The organism is Streptomyces sp. NRRL F-5755, assembly GCF_001279365.1.
Lineage (GTDB): Bacteria > Actinomycetota > Actinomycetes > Streptomycetales > Streptomycetaceae > Streptomyces > Streptomyces rimosus.
This window is the reverse complement of record NZ_LGCW01000255.1, coordinates 45,222-71,601: the sequence shown is the minus strand read 5'-3', so window position 1 is coordinate 71,601 and position 26,380 is coordinate 45,222. Positions and strand designations below refer to the sequence as shown.

22 protein-coding genes and 1 pseudogene are annotated in these 26,380 nt (G+C 72.1%); 6 read left to right on the top strand and 17 right to left on the bottom strand.

Annotated features, from left to right (window positions below; all coding sequences use genetic code 11):
- Positions 1-102 precede the first annotated feature (102 nt).
- A complete protein-coding gene (locus ADK86_RS20175) occupies positions 103-1,251 on the bottom strand; it encodes an ADP-ribosylglycohydrolase family protein (RefSeq protein ID WP_053697811.1) in 1,149 nt (382 codons plus the stop codon).
- Between the two features lie 191 nt (positions 1,252-1,442).
- Between ADK86_RS20175 and ADK86_RS20170 the strand changes: the two genes are divergently transcribed.
- Positions 1,443-1,703 (top strand): hypothetical protein, encoded by a 261-nt coding sequence (locus tag ADK86_RS20170; protein ID WP_030591370.1) that lies wholly within the window; start codon positions 1,443-1,445, stop codon positions 1,701-1,703.
- A gap of 9 nt (positions 1,704-1,712) precedes the next feature.
- Here ADK86_RS20170 and ADK86_RS20165 read toward each other — a convergent pair whose 3' ends face one another.
- From ADK86_RS20165 to ADK86_RS20155, 3 genes are all read right to left on the bottom strand, one after another.
- Positions 1,713-4,562, bottom strand: a complete 2,850-nt coding sequence (locus tag ADK86_RS20165) for a tetratricopeptide repeat protein (protein WP_053697810.1) — start codon at positions 4,560-4,562, stop codon at positions 1,713-1,715.
- Positions 4,563-4,668: 106 nt separating this feature from the next.
- The gene (locus ADK86_RS20160) at positions 4,669-7,311 is read right to left on the bottom strand and encodes a bifunctional FO biosynthesis protein CofGH (protein ID WP_267888802.1); all 2,643 of its coding nucleotides are present in this window, start codon (positions 7,309-7,311) and stop codon (positions 4,669-4,671) included.
- A 181-nt stretch (positions 7,312-7,492) separates the two neighbouring features.
- Entirely contained in the window at positions 7,493-8,317 is an 825-nt protein-coding gene (locus ADK86_RS20155) for an LLM class F420-dependent oxidoreductase (RefSeq protein ID WP_053697808.1), read from the bottom strand.
- 283 nt (positions 8,318-8,600) lie between these two features.
- Here ADK86_RS20155 and ADK86_RS20150 point away from each other — a divergent pair, with 283 nt between their 5' ends.
- Positions 8,601-10,160 (top strand): CehA/McbA family metallohydrolase, encoded by a 1,560-nt coding sequence (locus ADK86_RS20150; RefSeq protein ID WP_053697807.1) that lies wholly within the window; start codon positions 8,601-8,603, stop codon positions 10,158-10,160.
- A gap of 48 nt (positions 10,161-10,208) precedes the next feature.
- Here ADK86_RS20150 and ADK86_RS20145 read toward each other — a convergent pair whose 3' ends face one another.
- Both ADK86_RS20145 and ADK86_RS20140 read right to left on the bottom strand, forming a co-directional pair.
- On the bottom strand, positions 10,209-10,430 hold the full coding sequence (locus ADK86_RS20145) for a DUF397 domain-containing protein (protein ID WP_053697806.1): 222 nt from the start codon (positions 10,428-10,430) through the stop codon (positions 10,209-10,211).
- 67 nt (positions 10,431-10,497) lie between these two features.
- Complete coding sequence (locus ADK86_RS20140; RefSeq protein WP_159393900.1) at positions 10,498-10,896, bottom strand: hypothetical protein; 399 nt, start codon at positions 10,894-10,896, stop codon at positions 10,498-10,500.
- Between the two features lie 153 nt (positions 10,897-11,049).
- On the opposite strand from ADK86_RS20140, the gene ADK86_RS42415 reads away from it, so the two are divergent.
- The 4 genes and pseudogenes from ADK86_RS42415 to ADK86_RS20120 all read left to right on the top strand — a co-directional run bounded on the left by ADK86_RS42415 (position 11,050) and on the right by ADK86_RS20120 (position 14,665).
- The gene (locus ADK86_RS42415) at positions 11,050-12,396 is read left to right on the top strand and encodes a hypothetical protein (RefSeq protein WP_053697804.1); all 1,347 of its coding nucleotides are present in this window, start codon (positions 11,050-11,052) and stop codon (positions 12,394-12,396) included.
- A 23-nt stretch (positions 12,397-12,419) separates the two neighbouring features.
- Positions 12,420-12,860, top strand: a pseudogene (locus tag ADK86_RS20130) (GntR family transcriptional regulator); the annotation flags it as partial.
- Positions 12,861-12,949: 89 nt separating this feature from the next.
- Complete coding sequence (locus ADK86_RS20125; protein WP_053697803.1) at positions 12,950-13,960, top strand: NAD(P)/FAD-dependent oxidoreductase; 1,011 nt, start codon at positions 12,950-12,952, stop codon at positions 13,958-13,960.
- 174 nt (positions 13,961-14,134) lie between these two features.
- Positions 14,135-14,665 (top strand): RICIN domain-containing protein, encoded by a 531-nt coding sequence (locus tag ADK86_RS20120; RefSeq protein ID WP_078952131.1) that lies wholly within the window; start codon positions 14,135-14,137, stop codon positions 14,663-14,665.
- 22 nt (positions 14,666-14,687) lie between these two features.
- On the opposite strand, the gene ADK86_RS20115 is transcribed toward ADK86_RS20120, so the two are convergent.
- The 11 genes from ADK86_RS20115 to ADK86_RS20065 form a co-directional block, all read right to left on the bottom strand.
- Complete coding sequence (locus tag ADK86_RS20115) at positions 14,688-15,581, bottom strand: class I SAM-dependent methyltransferase (RefSeq protein ID WP_053697801.1); 894 nt, start codon at positions 15,579-15,581, stop codon at positions 14,688-14,690.
- A 21-nt stretch (positions 15,582-15,602) separates the two neighbouring features.
- Positions 15,603-15,947 (bottom strand): VOC family protein, encoded by a 345-nt coding sequence (locus ADK86_RS20110; RefSeq protein ID WP_053697800.1) that lies wholly within the window; start codon positions 15,945-15,947, stop codon positions 15,603-15,605.
- Positions 15,948-15,999: 52 nt separating this feature from the next.
- A complete protein-coding gene (locus tag ADK86_RS20105) occupies positions 16,000-16,191 on the bottom strand; it encodes a ribbon-helix-helix protein, CopG family (protein ID WP_053697799.1) in 192 nt (63 codons plus the stop codon).
- Between the two features lie 79 nt (positions 16,192-16,270).
- A complete protein-coding gene (locus tag ADK86_RS20100) occupies positions 16,271-17,848 on the bottom strand; it encodes an APC family permease (RefSeq protein WP_053697798.1) in 1,578 nt (525 codons plus the stop codon).
- 246 nt (positions 17,849-18,094) lie between these two features.
- Positions 18,095-19,579, bottom strand: coding sequence for an aldehyde dehydrogenase family protein (locus ADK86_RS20095; protein ID WP_234345943.1), 1,485 nt, complete (start codon positions 19,577-19,579; stop codon positions 18,095-18,097).
- Positions 19,576-21,306 carry an N-acyl-D-amino-acid deacylase family protein gene (locus ADK86_RS20090; protein ID WP_053697796.1) on the bottom strand — a complete coding sequence of 577 codons (1,731 nt, stop codon included), beginning with the start codon at positions 21,304-21,306 and terminating at the stop codon, positions 19,576-19,578. Before ADK86_RS20090 ends, ADK86_RS20095 begins: the two co-directional genes overlap by 4 nt.
- Before the next feature lie 60 nt (positions 21,307-21,366).
- The gene (locus tag ADK86_RS20085) at positions 21,367-22,491 is read right to left on the bottom strand and encodes an LLM class flavin-dependent oxidoreductase (protein ID WP_053697795.1); all 1,125 of its coding nucleotides are present in this window, start codon (positions 22,489-22,491) and stop codon (positions 21,367-21,369) included.
- A gap of 131 nt (positions 22,492-22,622) precedes the next feature.
- On the bottom strand, positions 22,623-23,534 hold the full coding sequence (locus ADK86_RS20080; protein ID WP_053697816.1) for a TIGR03619 family F420-dependent LLM class oxidoreductase: 912 nt from the start codon (positions 23,532-23,534) through the stop codon (positions 22,623-22,625).
- 189 nt (positions 23,535-23,723) lie between these two features.
- Positions 23,724-24,107 carry a thiol-disulfide oxidoreductase DCC family protein gene (locus tag ADK86_RS20075; RefSeq protein ID WP_053697794.1) on the bottom strand — a complete coding sequence of 128 codons (384 nt, stop codon included), beginning with the start codon at positions 24,105-24,107 and terminating at the stop codon, positions 23,724-23,726.
- 7 nt (positions 24,108-24,114) lie between these two features.
- Complete coding sequence (locus ADK86_RS20070) at positions 24,115-24,930, bottom strand: alpha/beta fold hydrolase (RefSeq protein WP_053697793.1); 816 nt, start codon at positions 24,928-24,930, stop codon at positions 24,115-24,117.
- A 93-nt stretch (positions 24,931-25,023) separates the two neighbouring features.
- Positions 25,024-26,247: an amidohydrolase family protein gene (locus ADK86_RS20065; RefSeq protein WP_053697792.1), complete on the bottom strand. Its 1,224-nt coding sequence runs from the start codon at positions 26,245-26,247 to the stop codon at positions 25,024-25,026.
- Positions 26,248-26,380: the final 133 nt, after the last annotated feature.

The following is a 26,380-nucleotide window of genomic DNA, read 5'->3' as shown; positions in this document are numbered from 1 at the left end:
GGGGTGGGGGGTGGGGGTCTGGGCGTGGGGGTGCGGGGGCGTGGGGATGTGGGGCCCCACGAACGCCCCCCTCGCGTAAAACGCCCCGCCCCCGCCCCTCCCCTAAGCCCGCGGATACCGCTCCAACCACCCCGGCGCCGAGTTCCCCGGGCCGTGAAGTGCCGGGCCCTGTGTCATCTCCATGGCGAAGTCGTCGGCGAGCTGGAGGATCGTGGCGCGGCCCTCCAACTCGGCCAGCCACAGGGGCGGGAGTGCCGTCTCGCCGTGCAGGGTGCCGAGGAGGTTGCCGCAGATCGCGCCGGTGGAGTCGCTGTCGCCGCCGTGGTTGACCGCCAGCAGCAGCCCGTGCCGTACGTCCTCGGCGACCAGCGCGCAGTACACGCCGATGGCCAGCGCTTCTTCGGCGGTCCAGCCCTCGCCCAGCGACTCCACGCGGGCGGCCGTGGGCATTCCCTGCCGTACGGCGCCGAGCGCCTGTTTCAGCGCCTCGGCGGTCTCCTCGTGGCCGGGCCGGGTGGCCAGATGGGCGAAGGATTTCTGCACGGCGCCGTCCAGGTCCTCGCCGCGGGCCAGCGAGTGGGTGATCACCGCGAACGCGCCGGCCGCGAGGTAGCCGGTCGGGTGCCCGTGCGTCTGCGCCGCGCACTCGACGGCCAGCTGGAAGACCAACTGCGGCTCCCAGCCCACCAGCAGCCCGAACGGCGCCGAGCGCATCACCGCGCCGCACCCCTTGGAGCCGGGGTTCTTCGGCTGCTCCAGCGTTCCCATCGTGTCGTCGCCGAGCCCGGACAGGCAGGCCCGGCCGGGCGCCCGCTGCGCGTACAGCCACTCCTCGCGGGCCAGCCACCCGTCGTCCTTCTTGCGCTCGTCGGGGCCCCAGTCGCGCTGGGTGGCGGCCCAGCGCAGGTACGCGCGGTGCACGTCGGTGGGCGGGTGCCAGGCGCCGGTGTCGCGGCGCACCTGGGCGCGGATCAGGCCGTCGACGGTGAACAGCGTCATCTGGGTGTCGTCGGTGACGGTGCCGCGCCGCCCGAAGGCCGGTACGTAGTCCGTGACGCCGTCCTGGCCGTGCGCCTCGCGGATCGCGTCCAGCGAGTCGAACTCGATGCCCGCGCCCAGCGCGTCGCCGATCGCGCCGCCCAGCAGGCAGCCCCGTACCCGGCTGCGGAAGTCCTGCTGTTCGGTACGGCCCCAGATGGCCGCGCCGCCTGCCGCTGCGCTCACGTTCGTTCCCTCCCCGTAGCCGCCCATTCCTTTACGGGGTCCTTACGCTCCCCTGCCGCAGCACTGTAATCGACCAAGAAAGGCCAAAACCGGGCGAGGAACGTTATGCGAACAGTCACCCTGACGGAGGCTTTTGATCGCTACGGTCCCGATCAGCACAGACGTGCCCCCTGCGTACCGAGGTCATGCGACCGGCGCCCGGTGGGCATGCTCCCCCCATGCCCGAGTTCGAATGGGACCGCACCGCCATGGCCGTCGTCGCCTGCGCCCTGGCCGGTGACAGCGACGGCGCGGTGGAACTGCTCCGTCCGCTCTCCCAGCGCGACGTGTGCCAGATCACCGTCCGACTCGCCGCGATGGCCGCCGACGCGCTCATCTCAGCCGCCGAGGACACCGGCGGCGACCGCGCGGAGGCGCTGGCGCAGTGGCAGCAGTGCATCCTTCAGCATGAGGCGGAGGCGGAGACGGGGGATGGGTGAGGGCGGCGGTCACGGTGCCTGAACGGCCGCTGCTTCGGTCATCCGCTCCAGGAGTACGCGGCGGAGATCGGCCAACTGGCCGGCGCCCGACGCGTCCAGGTCCCGCCACAGCCCGGCCAGGTCCCGCACCCCGTACTCCGCCTCGGCCGCGCGCTCCCACGGCGTACCGCCGCCGAGCAGATCAGCGACAGCCGCCCGGGCGCCGGTCCAGTCGCCCAGCGCACAGCGGGCGACGACCGCAACGGCGGTTGCCCCGGTCAGGCCCTCCTCATCGCTCGTCGGCGGACCCTCCTGGGCCCCGGTCCGCAGCGCCTCCCAGGCGGGTGCCGCGTCGGGCAACCCGTGTACGGCACTCGCGAGCAGCGCGGCTTCGTACCGGACCAGCAGCTCTTCCGGCGCGGTGGCCCGGGCCGCCTCGACGGCTTCCCGCGCCGCGCCGAACCGTCCGGCCCGGCGCAGACACCCGGCGCGCGCGGCCAGGAAGACGGCCCGTGACACGTCGGGCACGGCGGTCCGGCCGGTGTCCGCGAGGGCCAGGGCCGTGTCGTAGTCGGTGAGGGCTTCTTCCTCCGCTCCCAGCAGTTGATGCGCCTTGGCGCGGCGGGCGGGAGCCCAGGGGTTCGCCGTCCCGAGGGCCAGCGCCAGGCCGAAGTTCGCCACCGCGTCGCCGAGGCGGCCCGTGAGGAGGGCGATCCTCCCCCGGGCGGCGGCGGCCCACGCGTACTCCGGATCGGCCGCCAGCGCACGGTCGAACTCCGCCAGCGCCATCGTGTACTGCCCCATCGCCGCGTAGGTCATCCCCAGCTCGGCCAACGCCCAGGAGTACCCGGGGGTGAGCTCCACGGCACGCCGCAGGCCCGACAGCGACTCCTCGTAACGGCCCAGGTGGCGCAGGCAGACGGCGCGGCTGCCGTGCGCCGGGGCGTGTATCGGGAACCGCTCCAGCACCCGGTCGAACAGGGTCAGCGCCTGCTCATGGCGCCCCATGAGCCGGTTGACCTCGCCGAGCTGGAAGGACGGCGCCGGCTGGTCCGGATCGATGGCCAGGGCCCGGGTGAAGTCCTCGGCCGCCTGCTCGAAGCGGCGCAGATAGCGGTGGGTGAGCCCGCGGCCGAACCATGCGTCCGCGTCGTCCGGCGCCGCTTCCAGACACCGGTCGAAGTCGGCGAACGCCTGCTCCCAGCGTTCTGCTTTACGGTGCTCACGGCCGCGTGTCCGGCATATCGCCACGCGCTCCGCCGTGTCGAGGCCGGGGCCGCCGAGCAGCTCCGTCAGGACCCCGGCGAGGCCGTCCGGCCCGTCGAGGGCTGCCGTCAGCCGCCTGCCCCAGTCGCGTACCTCGGGTGCGTCCCCGTCCTCGCCCGCCTGCCAGACGGTTTCCGCGACCGGGCGTACGGCGGTGGTCTCGTACTCGACGGTGCCTGCCACCTCGGACAACGCCTCGGCCAGGAAGTCCCGCGGGTCGGCGCAGAGCCCGTGGTAGATCTCCCGGAGCCGCAGCTCCCGCCACCGCTCGTCCCGCCGGCACCTGGCCAGGTCCCTGCCGCCCGCACACTCCTCCGCCAACCGCCGCGCCCCCTCCGCCAACCGCCCATGCCGCTCCCCCCAGACCCGCGGCGACCGTCGCCGCTGGAGTCGCAGCATCGCCGTGCGGACCACCTCGTGGTACTGCCACCGGCCGCCGCGCTCGGAGACGAACGGCAGTGTGCGCAGCCACCCGAAGTGGTCGGCGGCCTCCGCGTCCACCGCCTCCCGGTACACGTCCTCGTCCAGGTGGCGCGGCAGGGCGGCGGCCAGCGCGGCTTCTCTGCGTACCGGATCGGTCTCCCACTTCAGGAAGCGTTCGACGGCGGTGTCACTGGGGTCGTCGACGGCGTCCGCGGCGCCCGGCCTGCTTCCGGCGAGGGTGGAGACGAGCACGGGGAGGCCGCCGGAGAGGCGCAGGATGGCGTCGACGGTGTCCGGGTCGGTGATGTCCTTGGCCGCCAGGTAGCGGCGCGCCTCGGCCTCCGTGAAGGCGTCCAGCGGTACGTCCGTGACGTGTTCCAGGTGGTCGGCCCAGCACCGCCGGTCCAGTGCGTCCCGGCCCGACAGGGTGACCATGATGTTCGGGGCGAGCGGCCCGTAGCGGTCGCTGAAGAGGATGTCGCGCAGCCAGGTGTCCAGGAGGGGGCCGGTCGCCTCGTACGTGTCGAAGAAGAGCGCCAGTACGGGTACGGCGTCGGCCGCCTCGCCCAGCTCCCGTACGAAGACCGGCGTCAAGACCTCGACCGGGGACAGCACCAGCTGTACGTCGTCGTGGTTGCGCAGCCGGGCGCCGATCCGGCCGCGGAGCCGGTCGGTGCCGCGGGCGAGCTGGGTGGAGTCCACCGCGCCCGCGAACGGTCCGACGCCCGGGATCAGGCCGAGGCCCGCCACCCCCGCCCTGGCGATGATCATGCTGCCGGTCGACGGCGGTGCCTCGCCGCCCGGTTCGTCCGGCCCGGCGAGCGCCGCCTCCGCCTCGTGCCTCCGCTCCCGGTACGTGGCCAGCAGCTTGTCGAAGGACTTCAGCGGGCTGCCCTGGCGGCCGAGCCGGGCGCTGATCCCGGCCATCGCCTCGGGGACGCTGTGCACCGACTCGTCGACGTACACGGTCAGCGCGCCCAGCTCGCGTGCCATCTGCTCGAACCGCTGCGCCAGGGAGGTCTTTCCGACGCCTCCTTGGCCGTGCAGATGGTGCAGGAAGCGGAAGTCCGGATCGGCCGGGTCCCGGGCGAGATTGGCCCGGAACGCGCCCAGTTCGCCTTCGCGGCCGACGAACCCGTCCCCGCGCCGGGCGCGGATCAGCTCCTGGCGCGAGAGCCGTCTACGGTCCACCGGTCACCTCCCGGGCCCGCTCTCCCCCGGCGGGCTCCGCGCGCAACCGTAGCCGGAGAGGGCCGCTCCCGGGACCTCCCGTTACTCTCCCGGACCGGGCCCGTCGTTACTCCACCACCGGCAACAGCTCCGGCAGATGCCCGTCCGAGGCCAGCGCCGCCGCCTCGCGCTCCGCCGCCACCGGTCCGTACGTCGTCGTGCGGGCGCGCGACGGGCGGCCCGCCGCGTCCGCGATGGCGATCAGGTCCTGGATGGAGCGGTAGGACCCGTAACTGGAGCCCGCCATACGGGAGATGGTCTCCTCCATCAGGGTGCCGCCCAGGTCGTTGGCCCCGGAGCGGAGCATTTCGGCGGCGCCTTCGGTGCCCAGCTTCACCCAGCTGGTCTGGATGTTGGTGATGTGCGGGTGGAGCAGGACGCGGGCCATGGCGGTCACGGCGCGGTTGTCGCGGGTGGTGGGGCCGGGGCGGGCGATGCCGGCCAGGTAGACGGGCGCGTTGGTGTGGATGAACGGCAGCGTCACGAACTCCGTGAAACCGCCGGTCTCCTGCTGGATCTCGGCCAGCAGCCGCAGGTGGCCGAGCCAGTGCCGGGGCTGGTCGACATGGCCGTACATCATCGTCGAGGACGAGCGGATGCCCAGCTCGTGGGCGGTCTTGATGACCTCGACCCAGGTGGCGGTGGGCAGCTTGCCCTTGGTCAGCACCCAGCGGACCTCGTCGTCGAGGATCTCGGCGGCGGTGCCGGGGATGGTGTCCAGGCCGGCGGCCTTGGCCTCGCTCAGCCACTCGCGGATGGACAGGCCGGTGCGCGTGGCGCCGTTGACGACCTCCATGGGCGAGAAGGCGTGGACGTGCATGCCGGGGACGCGTTCCTTGACGGCGCGCGCGATGTCGAAGTACGCGGTGCCGGGCAGGTCGGGGTGGATGCCGCCTTGCATGCACACCTCGACCGCGCCCACGTCCCACGCCTGCTGGGCGCGGTCGGCGACCTGGGAGAGGGAGAGGGTGTAGGCGTCGGCGTCCGTGCGGCGCTGGGCGAAGGCGCAGAAGCGGCAGCCGGTGTAGCAGACGTTGGTGAAGTTGATGTTGCGGGTGACGATGTACGTGACGTCGTCACCGACCGTGGCGCGGCGCAGGTCGTCCGCGATGCGGCACAGGGCGTCGAGCGCCGGGCCGTCGGCGTGCAGCAGGGCGAGCGCCTGGTCGTCGGTGAGCTGGGTGGGGTCGTCGGCGGCCCGGGCCAGGGCGGCGCGGACATCCGTGTCGATGCGCTCGGGCGCCATGCCGGGCGCCGCGGCCTCGCGCAGCGCGTCCCAGTCGCCGTACACCTCGTCGAAGTCGTCGCGGCGGTCGGCCGTGCGGCCGTCGGTGTCGATGGTGCGGTGCAGGTCCGTACGGCCCGTGGAGCTCATCGAGAAGCCCTCGTCGGGCTCCTGCCAGGGGCGGCCCTCGACCACGGCGTCCTCGCGGGCCAGCCCGGTCTCCGGGTCGGCCAGCGCGCGGACGTGCGGCAGCAGGCGCGGGTCGAGCCAGGGCTCACCGCGCTGTACGTACTCCGGATAGACGGCCAGCCGCTCACGCAGCTCGAAGCCCGCGGCGGCGGACTTCTCGGCCAGCTCCTCGATCCGGGGCCACGGCCGCTCGGGGTTGACGTGGTCGGGCGTCACCGGGGAGACGCCGCCCCAGTCGTCGATGCCCGCCTCGATGAGCAGCGCGTATTCGGAGTCGACCAGGTTGGGCGGGGCCTGGAGGCAGCCGGACGGGCCCAGGATGTGCCGGGCGACGGCGACGGTGGCGGCCAGGTCCTCCAGCTCCGCGTCCGGCATGCCGCGCATGGCCGTGTCCGGCTTGGCGCGGAAGTTCTGGACGATGACTTCCTGGATGCCGTGGTAGGCGCGCTGCACCTTGCGCAGCGCGAACAGCGACTCGGCGCGCTCCTCGTACGTCTCGCCGATGCCGATGAGCAGCCCGCTCGTGAACGGCACGTTGGACCGCCCGGCGTCCTCCAGGACGCGCAGCCGTACGGCCGGTTCCTTGTCCGGGGAGCCGTAGTGCGGGCCGCCGGGCTCGCTCCACAGGCGCTCGGCGGTGGTCTCCAGCATCATGCCCATGGACGGGGCGACGGGCTTGAGCGTCTGGAAGTCCGTCCAGGACAGCACGCCCGGGTTCAGGTGGGGCAGCAGCCCCGTCTCCTCCAGGATGCGGATGGCGATGGAGCGTACGTAGGCGATGGTGGAGTCGTACCCCTCGGCCTCCAGCCACTCGCGGGCCTCGGGCCAGCGGTCCTCCGGCTTGTCGCCGAGCGTGATCAGCGCTTCCTTGCAGCCCAGTTCGGCGCCGCGGCGGGCGATGTCCAGCACCTCGTCCGGCGACATGAACATGCCGTGGCCGGCGCGGCGCAGCTTGCCGGGCACCGTGACGAACGTGCAGTAGTGGCACTTGTCCCGGCACAGCCGGGTGAGCGGGATGAACACACTTTTGGAGTACGTGATGACACCCGGGCGCCCGGCCGCCTCAAGCCCGGCGTCGCGCACCCGGGCGGCGGAGGCGCACAGGTCCCGCAGGTCGTCGCCGCGCGCCTGGAGCAGCACCGCCGCCTCGCCGACGTCGAGCGCGACGCCGTCACGGGCGCGCTTGAGGGCGCGGCGCATGGCGTTGGCGGTGGGGGCGGTGACGGGAGGTGTGGTGTCGGCGGGGACTGCCACCGGGTCCGTCCCCTGCCCGGGTACCTGCGCGCTGCTAGTCATCCAACGAGCATACGAGCGACCACCGACAGCGCCGCCGACCGATCCCCCCGGGTCGGTGTGCCACTGATCACGCGAGACGGAGGTTCCCTCCGGGGGCGGGGCGGGCAGCCTGGGCGGGAGGAGTGGGCCGAAGGGACGGCCGTCCGCACATGCCTCTCCGCCCCCACGCATGCTGCGCGCCCTACAAATACTGCGCGAACTCATCCAACGCCCGCAGCACCTCTCCCTCCCTCGCCGCCGGCAGCCCCACGACGGCCTCCTCCACGCCCAGGTCCCGCAGCCGGGCCAGCTTCCCGGCCGACGGCTGGACCGCGTACGGCACCACCAGCGGCTCGCCGTCCCGGCCCGCCTCCGCCCACGCCCGCCGCAGCTCCGGCAGCGCCTCCCCCAGGCCCCCGCCGCCGATCGGCAGCCAGCCGTCCGCGAACTCCGCCACGCTCGCGAAGAGCCGGGGCCCGGCCGCGCCGCCGAGCAGCGTGCGCGGCGCGCCCTTGACCGGCTTCGGGTGCGCCAGGCTGGCCCGTACGGACGCGAACCGGCCCTCGTACGCGGTCGGCTCGTCCGCCCACAGGGCGCGCATCACCCGCATCCGGTCCCGTACCAGCGCGCGCCGCTTCGACCACTCGACCCCGTGGTCGGCCGCCTCCTCCACGTTCCAGCCGTAGCCGACGCCGAGCGTGAAGCGCCCGCCGGAGAGGAAGTCCAGGGTGGCGATCTGCTTGGCCAGGGTGATCGGGTCGTGCTGGGCGACGAGGGTGACGCCGGTGGCGACCGTCAGCCGCTCGGTGACGGCGGCGGCCTGCCCGAGCGCCACGAACGGGTCGAGGGTGCGCCCGTACTCACGGGGCAGCGGCTCGCCCATGGGGGCGGGCGTGTCGCGCGTGGCCGGAATGTGCGTGTGCTCGGGGAGGTAGAGCCCGGCGAAACCGCGCTGCTCCAGTTCCCGGGCCAGCCGGTCCGGCCGGATCGTTTCGTCGGTCAGGAAGATGGTGGTCGAGATCCGCATGCTGGGCGTACCTCCCGCGTGTCGGCAGTGCCCCTTTCCTACCGCTGAGGACGGGCAGCGTCCATGAGGCGCCCACGGGGCGCCCGGGGATCGTCCGGGGGCGTCCGGGGAACCCACCGCGCTTCACGCCACGCTCCCCGCCGCCACACGAGAGCGTCCCCGCCCCGCCCCCTTCCCTTGTCCGCCCGTTCACGCCTCAATACGAAGGTCTGGGAAGGTCTCAGAAGGCTCACGCATGTCTCCGTACGCCGGTTCCGCCACGCCTACCCGGGAGCGATGCCTCATGTGCGACGACGACAGAACCAGCGGCCCGTTCGGACGCCGCGCGCTCCTGGTGACGGGAGCCGCCGCGGCGCTTACGTTGAACGGTGTGAACTTCGCGGCAGCCGACGGCGGGCCCGCCCAGGGCGGGGCCCATGGCGAGTCCCGGGCCGACGCCCGCACCACCGGCGAGGAAACCCGTAAGATCACCGGCCGCCTCCCCGTGGGCGCCCCCGACTACGTCTACCTCCCCGTGGAAGTCCCGCCCGGCGTACGCGAGATCGCCGTCTCGTACACCTACGACCGCCCCACCACCCCGCCCGGCACCGCGGGCAACGCCTGCGACATCGGCATCTTCGACGAACGCGGTACGGAACTGGGCGGGCGCGGCTTCCGCGGCTGGTCGGGCGGCGCGCGTACGGAGTTCTTCCTCCGCGCCGACGACGCCACGCCCGGTTACCTCTCCGGTCCGGTCAACCCCGGTACGTGGCACATCGCCCTCGGCCCGTACACCGTCGCCCCACAAGGTCTCACCTACGAAGTAACCATCACCCTCCGCTACGGCCCCCCTTCCGCTCCCCGAACCCCCACCTACCCACCCCAACGCGCCAAGGGCCGCGGCCGTTCCTGGTACCGGGGCGACAGCCACCTCCACTCCGTCCACTCCGACGGCAAGCGCACCCCCGCCCAGATCGCAGCCCTCGCCCGCGCGGCCGGCCTGGACTTCATCACCACCACCGAGCACAACACCACCTCCTCGCACCGGGAGTGGGAAGGACTCTGGGGCGACGACCTCCTCGTCCTCACCGGCGAGGAAGTCACCACCCGCAACGGCCACGTGGTGGCGATGGGCACCGACCCCGGCGTCTTCATCGACTGGCGCTACCGGGCCCGCGACGACGCCTTCCCCCGCTTCGCCCGCCGCATCCGCCGCGCGGGCGGCCTGGTCGTCCCGGCCCACCCGCACGCCACCTGCATCGGCTGCAACTGGAAGTTCGGCTACGAGGAGGCCGACGCGGTCGAGGTCTGGAACGGCCCCTTCACCCTGGACGACGAGGTGGCCATCGCCGAATGGGACAACGCGCTGGTGGCGTACGCGCAGGGCCGGGGCCGCTTCCTCCCCGCCGTGGGCCACAGCGACGCCCACCGCGACCCGGACGTCATCGGCCTCCCCCAGACCGTCGTCTTCGCCGACACCCTCTCCCGCGAAGCGATCCTCACGGGCATCCGCGAGGGCCGCACCTACCTCGCCGAATCCTCCGCCCTCACCCTCACCCTCACCGCCACCGGCCCCAAGGCCGAACACGCCACGATCGGCGAACGCCTCCCCGTACAAGACTCCGCCGAGGTCACCGTCAACCTCCACGTGACCGGAGCACCCCCCAACTGCACAGCCCGCCTCCTAACCGACCAAGGCCAACTCTTCACCACCCCCCTCCCCACATCCGGCCCGGTCACCTGGCACACGACCCCGGCCAACGCCACATACGTACGCGCCGAGGTCCGCCATCCGTCCACCACTCCGGGGGTGCCGGGTCCGATGGTGGCCATGACCAATCCGGTCTTCCTGGGCCGTGCCTGACACACAACGGCCCGCCACGCGGCGTGCGCGGCGGGCCGTAGAAGCTACCTATCCAAGACCACCGAACCGCCCCGTGGCCGCAGCGGCAACGAACGCGGACAGCGACCCGCGACTGAACAGCAACGCCGCTCCGCTCGGGTCCTTACTGTCCCGCACGGCCACCGTCCCGGTGTCGACGATGGCGCACTCGACGCACTGCGCCCCGCTGTCGCTGTACGTGGACTTCCACCACATCACGGGAAGTGCGGAGGCGTCGTCAACGTGGCTCATGTCTTCTTCCCTATCTGTGAGATCAGTTCCGCTGATGTCCCACCCGGGGCGTGGCGGAAGTAAGCCGCTACCGCGTCGGCTCCTCAGTCGCTGCCCGGGAATCACCTTCCCCTGTATCCGGCCCCCCGACCGGGAAATACCCCAGCAGGTGCCCCGCAACATGGACGACGTAGCCGAGGTACGTGATGCTGCTGCTCGTGTGCGTCCAGGTCAGGGCCGTGCGAGCACGGGCGACGGTGTCGCAGGCCCGTCGGCACTCCAGCGACGCGCACGGCAGCTGCCGCGCGCGCTCCTCGACCAGCGGGATCAGCGCGGCCAGAATGATCCGGGCCTCGCCCATCAGCTGCTCCGCTTCCTCCTTCGCCGAGCAGCTCCCCAACTGGGCCTTGATCACACCGATGGTGTGACGCGCCGCCTCGAAGTCGACGCCCGCTGACGCCGTGCCCGCCAGCTCCCGTGGCTCCACGATCCTCACCGTTCCTTCTGGTCACCTGGGTACCGGGCCACCTCGTCCGTGGTGGCCTGTCCGTGCACCGAGGTAACCCTGCGTGGTGCCCGCGCGGGTACCGTGGGAGGCAGGCGTGAAGATGAAAGCCATGAAAACCGGCGGGAGTTGAACATGGCGACGAGTCGGCGCACATCGAACACGAAGCTCACCTGCCTGCTCCGGGAGGCCGCGTGGTCCGGTCAGCAGTTCGCCAACGCGGTGAACCGCGCTGGCGCGGAGGCCGGTCTCACTCTCCGTTACGAGCAGTCGGCCGTTGCCCACTGGCTCTCCGGCACCATGCCGAGGCCGCAGGTCAGGCCCGTCGTCCTGGAAGCGTTGGCCAGGCGCCTCGGACGTCCCGTCACCCACGCCGAAGCCGGCTTCCCCGCTCCCCCGGGCGGGGCCCGGCCGGGGGACGGGTCGGCCGTCGAAGAACTCCTCGACCTGAGTCGTGACGACATGGATCCCTCCCGCAGGGGTGTCCTCCAGGCCGGTCTCTACTCCGCCGCGCTGGCCGTACCGCTCTTCGCCGACCTTGCCGGGCGGGCGGAAGCGGCGGTACGGCCGGGAAGGACGGGACGGGTGGGCCCGGCCCAGGTCGAGACGGTCCGTGCGGTGACCGATCGGGTGGCGGACATCCTCGACGAATTCGGGGGCGGTCACGCACGGCCGATGGCGGCGGCGTTCCTGGTGAACTCGGTGGGGCCGTGGCTGACGGCGCCGGCGACGGAACGGGTGCACCGCGACCTGCTCGCGGCTGCGGCGGACCTGACGTACCTCACCGGCTGGATGGCGATGTACGAGCGGGCGCACGGCCTCGGGCAGCGCTACTACGTGAAGGCGCTCCACCTGGCGGGCGAGGCACACGACCACCTCACGTACTGCCGCACGCTGCGCGGCATGTCCCTCCAGGCTTCCAGTCTCGGCTACGGCGCCAAGGCCCTGGATCTGGCCGACTCGGCAGCGGCCGCGGCCCCCTCGGCCGGGCCGCGCCTGGTGGCCTTCCTGCGCGGGCAACAGGCGCACGCCGCTTCGATGACGGGGAACCGGCACACGGCGATCACCCGGCTGCGGGAGGCGGAGAGCGCGTTGTCCAAGGCGGATTCCCGCCGAGAGTCGATCGGCGGCTACGACCAGTCGGCGTACCTCTTCCACGTCTCCCACGTGCTGCACGAATTCAAGGATCTGCCCGGCTCGGTCAAGGCCATGCACAGCTCCCTGAAGGCCCAGCCCTCGCAGGAGCGGCAGGGCCGTGCCCACTCCCACGCCCTGCTCGCCCAGCGCCAGTTCGAACTGGGCCACCTCGACGCGGCCTGCGCGACATGGCACCGCTTCCTGGACGACTACACGGAGATCTCCTCCGCCCGCGGCGACGCCCACTTCGCCACCCTGCGCAGCCGCATCCGTCCGCATCTCCGCGCCAGGGCGGTACGCGATCTGAACGAACGAGTGCGGAACGTAGCGGCAACAAAGTCCTGAGCCCCACACCACAGCCAGCAGCCCAGGCTCACAGTCGCCTACTGGAGGTCCGCGAAGTGGTGCCGCCCGCTGATGTGGCCGAGGCGTTGGGGTCGGCGGGCGGTGGTACGGCGGTGTTGCGGCGGCAGGTGTTGTATATGGGGGACGAGCCGGTGGAGCTCGTCGCGTCGTACTACCCCGTGGAGATCGCTCGCGGTACGGCGATCACGGAGTTCCGCAGGATCAGGGGTGGTACGCCCACGCTGCTCGCCGGGCTGGGCCACCCGCCCGTACGCAGCGTGGACCGGGTGTCCGCACGCGTTCCCACCCAGGAGGAGAACGCGGCGCTCCAGCTGCCGGGCAACCTGCCCGTGCTGCGCACGCTGCGCGTGGTGTACGGCGAGGGGGACCGGCCCATCGAGGTCAGCGTCATGGCGAAGGCCGGGCACCTTTACGAGTTGCAGTATGAGTTCGGAGCCGGGTAACGACCGTAGGCTTGCCGTATTGGCAAGGATGCTTGCCGAACTGTACGTACCGGGCGCACTGTCGGCCTCCCATGAAGGAGGTAGTGCGAATGAGCGTGGAAGAGAAGCAGAGGGCCGAGAACGGCCGCTCCTACGACGTCGTTGTGGTCGGCGGTGGTGCGGCAGGGCTGTCCGGGGCCCTGATGCTGGGGCGGGCGCGGCGGTCCGTGTTGGTGGTGGATGCCGGGCGGCCGCGTAACGCACCGGCGGCGGCATCGCACAACTACCTGTCGCGGGACGGGGTGCCGCCCGGCGAGCTGCTGGCCGAGGGGCGGGCCGAGGTCGCTCGGTACGGCGGTGAGGTCGTGGAGGGCGAGGTGGTTGCGGCCGAGGCGGTCGGGGAGGGGCGGTTTCGTGTCGCGCTCGGTGACGGGACGGCCGTGGGGGCTCGGCGGCTGCTCGTAGCCTCCGGGATGGTGGACGAGCTGCCCGGCATCCCCGGGCTCGCCGAGCGGTGGGGGCGGGACGTGCTGCACTGCCCGTACTGCCATGGCTACGAGGTCCGCGACCAGGCGATCGGCGTGCTGTCCACCGGGCCGATGGCCGTGCGGCAGGCGCTGCTGTGGCGGCAGTGGAGCGACGACGTGCGCCTCTTCTTGCACACGGGGCCGGAGCCGTCGGATGAGGAGTATGAGCAGCTCGCCGCGCGCGGCATTGCCGTGGTGGATGGTGAAGTGACGGGATTGGAGGTCGCTGGTCGGGGAGAGGATGGCGACGACCGGATCTCGGGGGTTGAGCTGGCCGGTGGGACGGTGGTGCCCTGCCGGGCCCTCGTGATCGCGGCGCGGTTCGACGTACGGGCCAAGGTGGTCGAGAGCCTGGGGCTGGAGATGGCGGAGACGGTCATGGGGGACGGTGCTGTGCTGGGGAGCTACGTGGCGGCCCGGCCCGGTGGCGCGACCGGCGTCCCCGGCGTATGGGTGGCGGGCAACGTCGCCGACCCGATGGCCACGGTCAGCGGCGCCGCCGCCATGGGCGTACGCGCGGCGGGGGAGATCAATTTCGACCTGGTCGAGGAGGAGACCCGGCGGGCGGTGCGGGAGCGGCGGGTGGCCGTTTGATCGAGCCGCCGAACCCCGGTCCCGCACAGACCACCACATCTCAGCCCCGCGCCCCCTGGCGACTCCGCGCCCTTGTGCCCCCCAACGCCCCCTCATAGACACAACCCGAAAACGAGGGGCGGGGCCGGTGAGGCCGCGCCCGCTCTCCGAGCGCACTCAACGGGAGGTATTCCCATGGCTGTTGATGTGACTCTGGCCTTCCTCTTCCGTCACCAGAAGAGCGGCCTGTTCCTCGGGGTCCAGGGGGACAGCAAGGACCCGTCCAAGCTGACCGAGCTCCAGGGGCTGCGTCCGCTGTCGGGGCTGGCGGCGCAGACCTGGATCCTGTCGTCCGCCGGTGCGGGTGATGTCTTCGAGGCGCACGCCCGCAACCGCCACAGCGGGCTGTATCTGAACGTGGTCGACTACAACAGCGAGCCGGGCGCGGCCGTCGAGCAGTGGAACTTCCAGGACACCAACCGTCCCGAACTCGCCAAGAACTTCAAGGTCTGGCGCATAGAACCGGCCGGAATCGGCTCCGTCGCCGTCAAGAACCGCAAGAGCGGCCTCTACCTGACGCCGCGCGGCTTCAACGGTACGGAGAAGGCGGTCGTGGAGCAGCAGCCGCTCGCCAAGGAGGGCGACCCGAACCGGGACAGCCAGTTGTGGCAGCTCATTCCGGTCGGCGCGGGGCTGGGGGATCTGAAGGCCGTACTGGGCGGCTGATTCCCGGCGCGTGCGGGCATGGTCACGGTCCCGGGGCCGCCCCGGGACCGTTTCCGGGTCGGACAGTGGCCAGCAGGAAGTCCTCGCCGCTGGACGGCCGCAGCCCGTCCGTACGGCCGGCGAAGTAGCGCTCGGCGAGTGCGGCTCCGGGCACGTGGCGGGCGTTCCCGAGGCCGGCTTCGCGGGCCAGGGACAGCATGTCCTGCGGGGAGAAGAAGCTGACGAACGGTGTGCCGGAGGCGCGTGCTCCTTCCTGGCTCGTGCGGAGGCCGGGCCGGTCCGCTGCCTCCAGGAGTTCGGCGGGCAGCAGGAAGGACAGGGCGAGCGTCGATCCCGGTGCGAGGCCGGCGATCCGGCGCAGCGTGGCGCTGATCGCGTCCTTCGTGAGGTACATGCTGACGCCGGTGGAGGCGATGACCGCCGGGCGGTGCGGGTCGAATCCGGCCGCGGTCAGCCGCTCCCACCACGACTCGCCCGCCTCGAAGTCGACCGGCACCAGGTGCAGCCATGGCGGAATGCCGTAGCCGAGTTCGGTCAGCCGTCGGCGCTTGAATGCCTGGGTGCCCGGCTGGTCGACCTCGAAAAGCCGCAGGCGAGCCCCGAGTTCGGGCCTGCGCTGGGCGAAGGTGTCCAGGCCGGCGCCCAGGATGACGTACTGGGTGACGCCCCGCTCGGCCTGCTCGGCGACCAGGTCCTCGACGAACCGGGCGCGGGCCACCATCGCCGCCCGGAACGCGCGGGTGGCCGCGGGGTCCATGTCCGGGCGCTCCGGCCAGTCGTCACCGGGGTCCACCAGGCGCAGGCCGACCTCGTCCTCCAGTACGTGGGGTGCCGCATCGACCCGTACGTGCATGGCCCGCCACAGTGCGCAGCGCACCGCGGTGTTGTCGGGCGCCTCGGTGACCTCGTTCGGCATGGTGTCGTCTCCCCCGGCCGGTCAGCTCTTGGCGGGAGCCTGGAGGCTCCACAGCCGTCCGTCGGGGTCGCGGACGGTCGCCATCCTGGTCCCGAAGTGGGTGTCCTCGAAGGGCGTGACCATCTCGACGTCCGGGCCGGGGCGGAACGCGTCCTCGTCCGGCACCTTCAGGACGGGCCGCATTCCGGGCTCGCGGTCCTCGGGCACTTCGGCGATGAAGACGTACGGCCCGTCACCGTTGCGCAGTTGGCCCGAGTTGTGGCCGGTCTCGAATTCCAGCTCGTAGCCCAGGGACTGGAAGAACCTCGCGGCCTTGCCCCAGTTGTGCGTCTCCAGGAAGACGGCCTCGACCCCCTCGGTCGCCATCCCGGCTCCTTCAGATGTCATCTTGGCTCCTTCAGACGCCATCTCGGCCACCTCACTCGCCATCCCGCTTCCCCTTTCCCCTCGTATCCCGGTTCCGCTCACCGTGCTCGTCCAGGTAGGCGCGCAGCGCGTCCGCGACCAGGGCGGACAGGGAGCTGCCCGTGTCGAGGGCGTGGTACTTGAGCTGCTTGATCAGCGGGACCGGCAGATAGACGTTGAACTGCTTGACTTCCTCATCACCCACGATGGGAGGCTAGCACCCTAGCCAACTAGGATGCTAGCAATCTGGCCGAGACGGGAGGGCGGGACGGCTCGCGCGGGCTCTACTCCTCCACCACCAGCGCCGGCGTCCCCCGCCCCAGCACCTCGCCCCGGAAGAACGCCGGGCTGCGCCGCCGCATCACCAGCATCAGCACGAAGCCGAGCAGCAGCAGGCCGACGCCGATGACGAAGACCGAGCCGATGCCGAGGACGGAGCTGCCGGAGCCGTAGGCCGGGTTCCACATGTCGATGAGGGTCTTGGTGAAGACGGCGGTGAGGAGCACGCCGCCGAGGAGCGGGAAGACGCCCTTGAAGAGCAGGTCGCGGGTGGACCTGCGCAGTTCGCGGCGGAAGTACCAGGCGCAGGCGAAGGCCGTGATCGCGTAGTAGAAGCAGATCATGAGGCCGAGGGCGTAGATGGTGTCGACGAGGACGTTCTGCGAGAGGAACGACATGCCCGCGTAGAAGACGCCGGTGGCGATGCCCGCCGCGACGGTGGCGCGGGCCGGTGAGCGAAAGCGCGGGTGGACGCGGGCGAAGGACGGGGGCAGGGCCTCGTAGGCGCTCATCGCCAGGACCGTGCGGGCCACCGGGATGAAGGTGGTCTGGAGGCTGGCGGCGGCGGAGGCGAGGACCGCGACGAAGAGGAGTACGCCGAGGACCGGGCCCATCACCGGGTGGGCGAGGGCCGCGAAGACGTTGTCGGCGGTGTCGGGATTGCCGAGTCCGGGGCCCTTCGTGCCGACGCCGGAGAACATCTGGGCGGCGACTGCGGTCAGCAGGTACGAGCCGATGAGGACGACCATGGCGAGGAGGGCCGCGCGGCCGGGGGTCCTGGCGCTGCCGGCGGTCTCCTCGTTGACGGTCAGGCAGGCGTCCCAGCCCCAGAACATGAAGATCGAGAGGGACAGGCCCGCGGTGAAGGCGGAGAAGGACTGGACGGCGAAGGGGTTCAGCCAGGTGAGGGAGAAGTGGAGGGAGCCGGGGAAGTCGCCGGAGCCCGCTTTGGCGAAGGCCAGGGCCACGAAGACGGCGAGTACGGCGAGTTGGAGGCCGACCAGTGCGTACTGGACGCCCTTGGTGGCGGTCATGCCGCGGTAGCTGACGGCCGTGGCGAGGGCGATGAAGGCCAGGCACGTCAGGACGTGGGCGGCCTTGTTGCCGTCCAGCGCGGCGATGGCGTCGCTGCCGGTGAGTTCCCCGAGCAGGAGCCAGAAGAAGGAGGTGGCGACGCCGGCGAGGTTGGAGAGGACGATGATCGTGGCGATCACCAGGCCCCAGCCGCACATCCAGCCGATGCGCGGGCCGAACGCCTTCACCGACCAGGTGAAGGAGGTGCCGCAGTCGGGGACGGCCTTGTTCAGCTCGCGGTAGGCGAAGGCGACCAGCAGCATCGGCAGGAAGCCCGCGAGGAAGACGGCCGGCATCTGGAGGCCGACCTCGCCGACGGTGGGCCCGAGCGTCGAGGTCAGGCAGTAGACGGGCGCGACGGTCGAGACGCCGATGACGGCACTGCCGAGCAGGCCGACGGAGTTGCCGCTCAGGCCCTTGCCGCGGGTCGCACCGGCGCCGTCACCGGCCGCGCCGCCGGCCCTCGTTACCGTGTCTCCGGCCGGGAGCCGGGGGTCTACCTGAACCATGAACAGGACGTTAAGGGCTGCTGTTTCCGCATCGCGGGGCCGAAGATCCACCCCTGAGCGGCGCCGGATTCCTCGCTTCGCGAGGCGCGAAACGTTTACCTGTTGAGGTTTACAAGGCCAGCAGCGCGTTACGGGCGGTAACTTGAAGGCCGCACCGTCGAGTTCCGGACTGCGGGAACCGCAGCCCCGCCCGTTTCGTCCCGTTTCAAAATTTTCCCGCCCGTTCTCGCCCGGGTCCCTCCGGCCTCACCCCGGCCACACCACCGCCTGCGTCTCGCTGTACGCGTGCAGCGCGTACGAGCCGACATCGCGCCCCACCCCGCTCCGCTTGAAGCCGCCGAACGGCGCCTCCATGTTGCGGCCGACCGTGTTGACGCCGACGCCCCCCGCGCGCAGCCGCCCCGCCACCCGGAACGCGCGCGCCACGTCGCCGGACCACACGTAATCCAGCAGGCCGTACTCGGTGTCGTTGGCGAGCGTGACGGCCTCCTCCTCGTCGGAGAAAGGAAGGACGACGACCACCGGGCCGAAGATCTCCTCCTGTACGACGCGCATGGCGGGGGCGCAGTCGGTGAAGAGGGCGGGGGCCACGTAGAAGCCGCGCGGGAGGGGCGGGCGGTCGCCGCCGGTGATCAGGCGGGCGCCTTCCTTGCGGCCCAGTTCGATGTACGACTCGACGCGGTGGCGGTGGGCGGCGGAGATCAGCGGGCCGACCACCGTGTCCCGCTCCCCCGGGTCGCCGATCTTCAGCCGCGCCGCGTACCCGGCCAGCCGCTCCACCAGCCGGTCGTGGATGCCGCGCTGGGCGAGCACGCGCGTCGGTGCCGTACAGATCTGCCCGCTGTAGAAGGAGTACGTGGTGCCGATGCCGGCCACCGCCGCGTCCAGGTCGGCGTCGTCGAAGACCAGCGCGGCGCCCTTGCCGCCCAGCTCCATGAGCCGGCGTTTCATGCCCCGGCCGCAGACCTCGGCGATGCGCTGCCCGACGGCCGTGGAGCCGGTGAAGCTGACCATGTCCACGTCCGGGGAGTCGACCGCGGCCTCGCCCACCGCCGGGTCCCGGCCGGTCACCAGGTTCAGCACACCGGGTGGTGCCCCGGCCTCGTCCAGCGCCTCCTGGAGCGCCTCGGCCAGGCGGTGGACGGAGAGCGGGTCCTGGGGGGCGGGCTTGATCACGACCGTGTTGCCCATGGCCAGGGCGGGCGCGATCTTGCCCGCCGGATTGGCCCATGGGTTGTTGTACGAGGTGATGCAGGTGACGACGCCCACGGGGCGGCGGACCGCGAGCGCCCCCAGTACGGCGGCCTTTCCGAACGGGCCCGCTTCGTTGATCTGCGGCGGCAGCGGGGTCTCCACAGGCTCCAGCGCTCCGCGCGCGTACCGCTTGAGGCGGGCGATGGCGACGCCGACCTGCATCGCGCGCGCCGTGCCGGCCGTCGCGCCGGTCTCCGCGCGCGCGAGCCGGGCGTACGGGTCCAGGTTGCGCGCCAGGATTTCGGCGGCGCGGTCCAAGACCCGCGCCCGGGTTTCGGGCGCCGTGCGCGACCACGGTCCGAACGCTTCGCGCGCCGCGCGGCCCGCCTCGTACGCCTGCTCGCGGCTCGCTTCCGCCGCCAGTCCGACGGCCTCCTCGGTCGCCGGGTCGATCACCTCGTAGTGCCCGCGGTCGGGGGCCGTCCACTCGCCGCCGATCAGCAGCCGCTCGGGGGACACATCAGGGGACGCGCTCACCGCGTACGCACCGTCTCGGTGTCCCGCCCCGACCGCAGCACCTTCCCCGGCACCGCCCCGGTCACCTCGCCGTCCCGTACCGTCTCGACGCCGTTGACCCGTACGCTCACGATCCCGGCCGCCCGCGAGTCCAGCCGCGGGCTGTCCCCCGGCAGGTCGTGCACCAGCGTGGCCGGGCCCGCCTCGATCCGCTCCGGGTCGAAGAGCACCAGGTCGGCGTGGCAGCCGACGGCGATCCGGCCGCGGTCGCGCAGCCCGAACAGCCGGGCCGGGTCGTTGGTCAGCATCCGTACGGCCGTCTCCAGGTCCACCAGCTTGCGGCCGCGCAGGCAGTCGCCCAGGAAACGGGTCGTATACGGGGCGCCGCACATGCGGTCCAGGTGGGCGCCCGCGTCGGAGCCGCCCAGCATGACGTCCTCGTGCTGCCAGGTGCGCTGCCGCAGCGCCCAGCTTTCCGGGTCGTTGTCGGTGGGCATCGGCCACAGGACGGTGCGCAGGTCGTCCGCGGCACAGATCTCGACCAGGCAGTGGAAGGGCTCCTGGCCGCGCTCGGCGGCGATGTCGCCGACCACACGGCCCGAGAGGCCCGCGTTCGCGGTGGAGTACGTGTCGCCGATGACGTACCGGGCGAAGTCCGTCAGCCGCCGGAAGACGCCCGCCTCCTCGCTCGCCGCGCGCCGCAGCATCTCCTCCCGTACGGCCGGGTCGCGGAGCCGGGCGATGCGCTCCGGTACGGGCAGGGCGAGGATGTCGCCCCAGCCGGGGATGAGGTTGAGGGCGCAGAAGGTGCGCAGGGACATGTTCATCGGGGTGAGGATCGGCATGGTGAGGGCGACGATCCGGCCGCCCGCCTTACGGGCGCGTTCGCTCGCCTCCAGCTGGCGGGGCACGCGGTCCGGTACGGCGCTGTCGATGGTCAGCACGTTCCAGTTGAGCGGGCGTCCGGCGGCGGCCGTCATCTCCACGAGGAGGTCGATCTCCTCGTCCGCGAACCGGTCGAGGCAGCCGGCGACGATCGCTTCGAGCTGGGTGCCCTCGTGTTCGGCGACCGCGCGGGACAGGGCGAGGAGTTCGGCGGGGCGGGCGTGCCGGGAGGCGACCGGCCGGCCGTCGCCGTCGGCGTGGGTGGACGACTGGGTGGTGGACAGGCCCCAGGCGCCCGCGTCCATGGCGTCGTGGAAGAGCCGGAGCATGGCGTCCAACTGGGCATCCGTGGGCTGCCCGCCGATCGCGTCGGGGCCCATGACGTGGCGGCGCAGCGCGCAGTGGCCGACCATGAAGCCCGCGTTGACGGCGGTGCGGCCCTCCAGGGCGTCCAGGTACTCGCCGAAGGTGGACCAGTTCCACGGCGCGCCCTGTTCCAGCGCCGCCAGCGACATGCCCTCGACGCGGCTCATCATGCGGCGGGTGTAGTCGGCGTCGTCAGGCCGGTCCGGGTTGAGCGGGGCGAGGGTGAAGCCGCAGTTGCCGCCCGCGACGGTGGTGACGCCGTGGTGCATGGAAGGAGTCGCATAGGGGTCCCAGAAGAGCTGGGCGTCGTAGTGGGTGTGCGGGTCGACGAAGCCGGGCGCGAGGACGAGGCCGTGGGCGTCCTCGGTGGTACGGGCGGGGTCGGTGATCCGGCCGAGGGCGGCGATGCGGCCCTGGTGTACGGCGAGGTCGGCCTCGTACGCGGGGGCGCCGGTGCCGTCGACGATGGTGGCGCCCTTGATCAGGTGGTCCAGCATCCGGGTCCCTTTCGCTCAAACGGCCTGGCCGGGCGGCGGTCTGCGCAGATGGCGGCCTGGTCAGGCGGCGCCCTGCCGGAAGCGGGCGGTCCGGTGGACCGGGTCGGTGTCGATCTTCGGGATGACGTGTTCGCCGATCAGCCGGATGGTGGTGAGGGTGTCCTCGCGCGAGACGCCGATGGGCAGGCCGAAGGAGAGCTGGTCGGCGCCGGCCTGCTCCCAGCGCTTGCACTGCCGGAAGACCTCGTCCGGGTCGCCGCAGATCATCAGCTCCTCGGCGATCAGCAGCTCGATGATCTCCTCGGTGTACTCGGGCAGCAGCTCGGGCCACTCCGGGATGCCCTCGGGGCGCGGGAAGGTGTCGTGATAGCGGAACAGCAGCGACTGGAGGTAGTTGAGCCCGCCGCCGACGGCGATCTCGACGGCCTTCTGGTGCGTCTCGGCGCAGATCGCGGTGGAGGTCACCATGACGTTGTCGTTGACGTACGCGCCGACCGGCTCGGCCTCCTTCACGGCCGTCTTGTACGACTCGACGACCCACTCCATGTCGGCGACCTTCTGCACGCTGAACCCCAGCACGCCCAGGCCCTTCCTGCCGGCCATGGCGTACGAGGACGGCGAGCCGGCGGCGTACCACATGGGCGGGTGGGCGGGCCCGTACGGCTTGGGCAGGACCTTGCGGGGCGGCAGCTGCCAGTGCTTGCCCTGGAAGCCCTGGTACTCGTCCTGGAGCCACATCCTGGGGAACTCGGCGATGGTCTCTTCCCACAGCTCCTTGGTGTGGTTCATGTCGGTGACGCCCGGCATGAACCCGAGGATCTCGTGGCTGCCCGCGCCCCGCCCGGTGCCGAACTCGAAGCGGCCTCCGGAGAGGTGGTCGAGCATGGCGGCCTTCTCGGCGACCTTGACCGGGTGGTTGACGGGGGCCAGCGGGTTGAAGATGCCGGAGCCGAGGTGGATGCGTTCGGTGGCGTGCGCGAGGTAGCCCAGGTACACGTCGTTGGCCGACAGGTGCGAGTACTCCTCCAGGAAGTGGTGTTCGGAGGCCCAGGCGTACTTGAAGCCGGACTTGTCGGCCTGGATGACGTACTCGGTCTCCTCCAGCAGTGCGTGGTGCTCCGCCTCGGGGTCCACCTTCGCCCGCGCGGCAGGTACGTAACCCTGTACGAACAGCCCGAATTCCACGGAGGTTCACCGTCCCTCGTCCGCCCTGACGCGACTAACTGACGGCTCGTCAGTTACGGGCCGACTGTGGCACCGGGCGGGCTAAGCGTCAATACCTGACGGGCCGTCAGCAAAGCCCGGCGCGGCGGATATCAGCTGTCGAGATGCGGTGCCACGTCGGTTGCGAACGCCGCCATCTGGTCGGTGAGTTCGGTACGGCTCCGGCTGCGGAACCGCACCTGGATCTGCTGTACGCCCATGGCCTTGTACTCCCGCAGCGAGTCCGCCAGCCGCTCGGGCGCCCCGGTGAGCGTGCGCCGCCCCACCTCCCACGCGGGTGCGCCCACGTACAGCGGCTCGGTGATGGCACCGGCCTCGGCGGGTGTACGGATGCCGGCCGCCTCGCGCAGCCGCCGCAGCTTCGCCAGCTGCCCCGGCAGCTGGTCCCGGCGGTCGCCCTGGGGCAGCCAGCCGTCGCCCCGGACCGCCGCCCTGCGCACGGCGGCGGGCGACGAGCCGCCCACCCAGACGGGCGGGCGCGGCGCCTGCGCGGGGCGCGGGGACTGGCCCAGCCCCTCGAAGGCGAATCGTTTCCCATGAAAGGCGGGGAACTCCTCAGGCCCCAGGGCCGCCTTCAGCGCGTCGATCGCCTCGTCCAGCAGGGCACCGCGCCGCGTGAAGTCCGCCCCGAGGGCGTCGAACTCCTCCCGTACGTGCCCGGCGCCGACGCCGAGGATCAGCCGGCCGCCCGAGAGGTGGTCCAGCGTCGCGTACTGCTTCGCGGTGATCAGCGGGTGCCTGAGGCCGACCAGGGCGATGTGGCTGAGCAGGCGGACGCGGGTGGTGGCCGCCGCCAGGTAGGCGAGGGTGGCGACCGGGTCGTACCAGACCGTGCTCATGGCCGCGGCCAGCCGGTGCGGCACGCCGATGTGCTCGCAGCAGGCGATGTAGGCGAAGCCGTGGCGGTCGGCGGCGCGGGCGATCTCCACGAGGTCGGCGGGCCCGGCCCCGGCCTCCCAGGGCTCCGCGTACAGGGTGCTCTGCGACTGCACCGGGAGCTGCATGCCGTACGACAGCCGCCCTTCGGGCAGTACCCGCACGCCGTCGGCGGCCCGGTCGTCCCGTGTGCCGCGCTCCGTGTCCCTGTCCACGTCCACCCCCGCACGCCCGGCTGACGGCCCGTCCTCGACGGCTGGGAGCCATCGTGTGGGCTGGTGGGACGCCGGGCAAGGGGGCGGGCGGGGACGCGGGGGTCAGGGCCTGAGGTGGGAGGGCAACGAGCAGGCGGCGGTGCCGCCGGGCATCCGGTGCCGGTTGTCGGCCACCATCCGGTAGACGACGTGCGCGAGCTGCCGGAACGGGGGCAGGGTCAGCAGCGCCCCGGGCACGGCCCAGACGCCCCGCGCGCTCATCAGCAGCTTGGCGACCGCCTGCGCCCCGCCGTACACCGTCCCGTTCGGAGTGATCCACAGGACCTCGTGCTCGGCCCGCTCCTGGGTGACGCCGAGCGCTTCGAGGTCGGCGAACTGCCAGGCGGTGATGGTGCAGCGGGGGCGGATACGGCGCTCGGCGAACCGCACGGAGGTGGTGCAGAAGCCGCAGTCCCCGTCGTAGACGAGTACGGGTCGGTTGCTCATGCCCCCATCATGCCGGGGCTTGATCGGAGGGACCGAGCCGCTCCCCCTCGTCCGCCGCCGCCCGCAGCAGCAGGTCGGCCAGCTCGCCGGGGCAGGACAGCATGGGCCAGTGCCCGGTGTCGAGGTCGAAGAAGCCGTACCGGGGATCGCCGAGCGCCGCGAAGCGCGGGTCGCCGGACGCCACCAGGTCGCGGAGGGCCGCGGTGCTGGTGACGTTCTTCGTGCAGAAGATGCCGGTGGCGGGCAGCGCGGCCGTGGCGCCGCTCAGCCGGATCGGCTGGGTGAGGGTGGGCAGGGGCTGCGGTGCGGCGAAGCGGGCCAGCCGGTCCCGGCCCTCCTCCGAGATGCCGTCCAGGCTGCCCCAGATGTCGGTCTCCTCGAAGGACGGTGGCGGCAGGCGCCAGCCGTCGCCGTGTTCCTGGGCGCGCCGTTGCAGCCGTTCCCGTACGGCCGGGTCGGGCAGCGCGTCCAGGACGGACACACCGTCGGTGGGCAGGCCCGCGTCCACATATACGAGGCGGGCCAGCCGGTCCGGGCCGCGGTCCGCGGCGCCCAGCGCCGGGTAGGCGCCGTAGCAGTGGGCGACGAGCACCGTCTCCCCCGCCTCGTCCTCCTCACCCGCGCCGACGTGGTCCAGGACCTGCGCCACGTCCTCGATATGGGTGTTCAGGTCGGTGCCGGGCCCGGAGAGATGGCGGCGGTCCCCCATGCCGGTCAGCGTCACCGGTTCCGCCCGGTGCCCCACCGCCCGCAGGTGGTCCGCCACCTCCCGCCAGATCCACCCTCCGGTGTAGCCGCCCGACACCAGCACGAACGTCGTCATCCACGCCACCTCCAGGCCCGCAGGACGCGGACGGCGCCCCGCGGGCGCGGTCCGCGCGGGCGGCCCGGTCCCGGCCGCCCGTCCCATGGTGGCTCACGCCGCGTGCGCCCACAGCCCTTCCGGCGTCAGCCCCAGCAGCTCGATGGCGTTGCCGCGGACGATCCGCTCGACCACGTCGGGCGCCAGGTGGCCCATCTGGGCCTCGCCGACCTCCCGCGACCGCGGCCAGGTGGAGTCCGAGTGCGGGTAGTCGGTCTCGTACAGGACGTTGCCGACGCCGATCGCGTCCAGGTTGCGCAGGCCGAAGGCGTCGTCGAAGAAGCAGCCGTACACATGGCCGGCGAAGAGTTCGGACGGCGGGCGCAGCACCTTGTCCGCGACGCCGCCCCAGCCGCGGTTCTCCTCCCAGACCACGTCGGCGCGCTCCAGGATGTACGGAATCCACCCGATCTGCCCCTCCGCGTACATGACCTTCAGGCCGGGGAAGCGGTCGAAGGCTCCGCTCATCAGCCAGTCGACCATCGAGAAGCAGCAGTTGGCGAAGGTGATCGTGGAGCCGACGGCGGGCGGCGCGTCGGCGGAGGTGGACGGCATCCGGCTGGAGGAGCCGATGTGCATGGCGATGACCGTCCCGGTCTCGTCACAGGCCCGCAGGAAGGGGTCCCAGTGCCCGGTGTGAATACTGGGCAGCCCCAGATGTGGCGGGATTTCGCTGAAACAGACCGCCCGTACGCCACGTTCCGCGTTCCGGCGCACCTCGTCGGCGGCCAGCTGCGGGTCCCACAACGGAACGAGCGTGAGCGGTACGAGGCGTCCGCGCGCGGCCGGGCCGCACCACTCCTCGACCATCCAGTCGTTGTACGCGCGCACCCCCAGCAGCGCCAGTTCGCGGTCCTTGGCCTCGGTGAAGGTCTGCCCGCAAAAGCGCGGGAACGTGGGGAAACACAGGGCGGACTGCACGTGGTTGGCGTCCATGTCGGCCAGCCGCTCCGGCACGCTGAAGGAGCCGGGGCGCATCTGCTCGTAGGTGATGCCTTCCAGCTTGATGTCGTCCCTGGCGTATCCGACGGCCGTGTCGAGGCGGGTCAGCGGGCGGTGCAGGTCCTCGTAGACCCACCAGTCGGCGAGCGGGCCCGGGTCGCCGGGGCGGCCCATTTTCGGCGCGAATCTTCCGCCGACGAAGGTCATCTCCGCCACCGGCGCGCGGACGATTCGGGGGCCGATGTCGTGATATTTCGAGGGGAGGCGGTCCCGCCAGACATCGGGGGGCTCCACCGTGTGGTCGTCCACCGAGATTATCTTCGGAAAACTCTCCATGTTTTTACCGTAGCGTCGAACTGACGGGCCGTCAGCAACGCTGTGACGGGAGGGAATGGGTGCACAGGGCACGGGACTGCGCCGGGCGCGTACGCCGGGCGGCCGTACAGGCGGTTGAGCAGCGACGCAATCC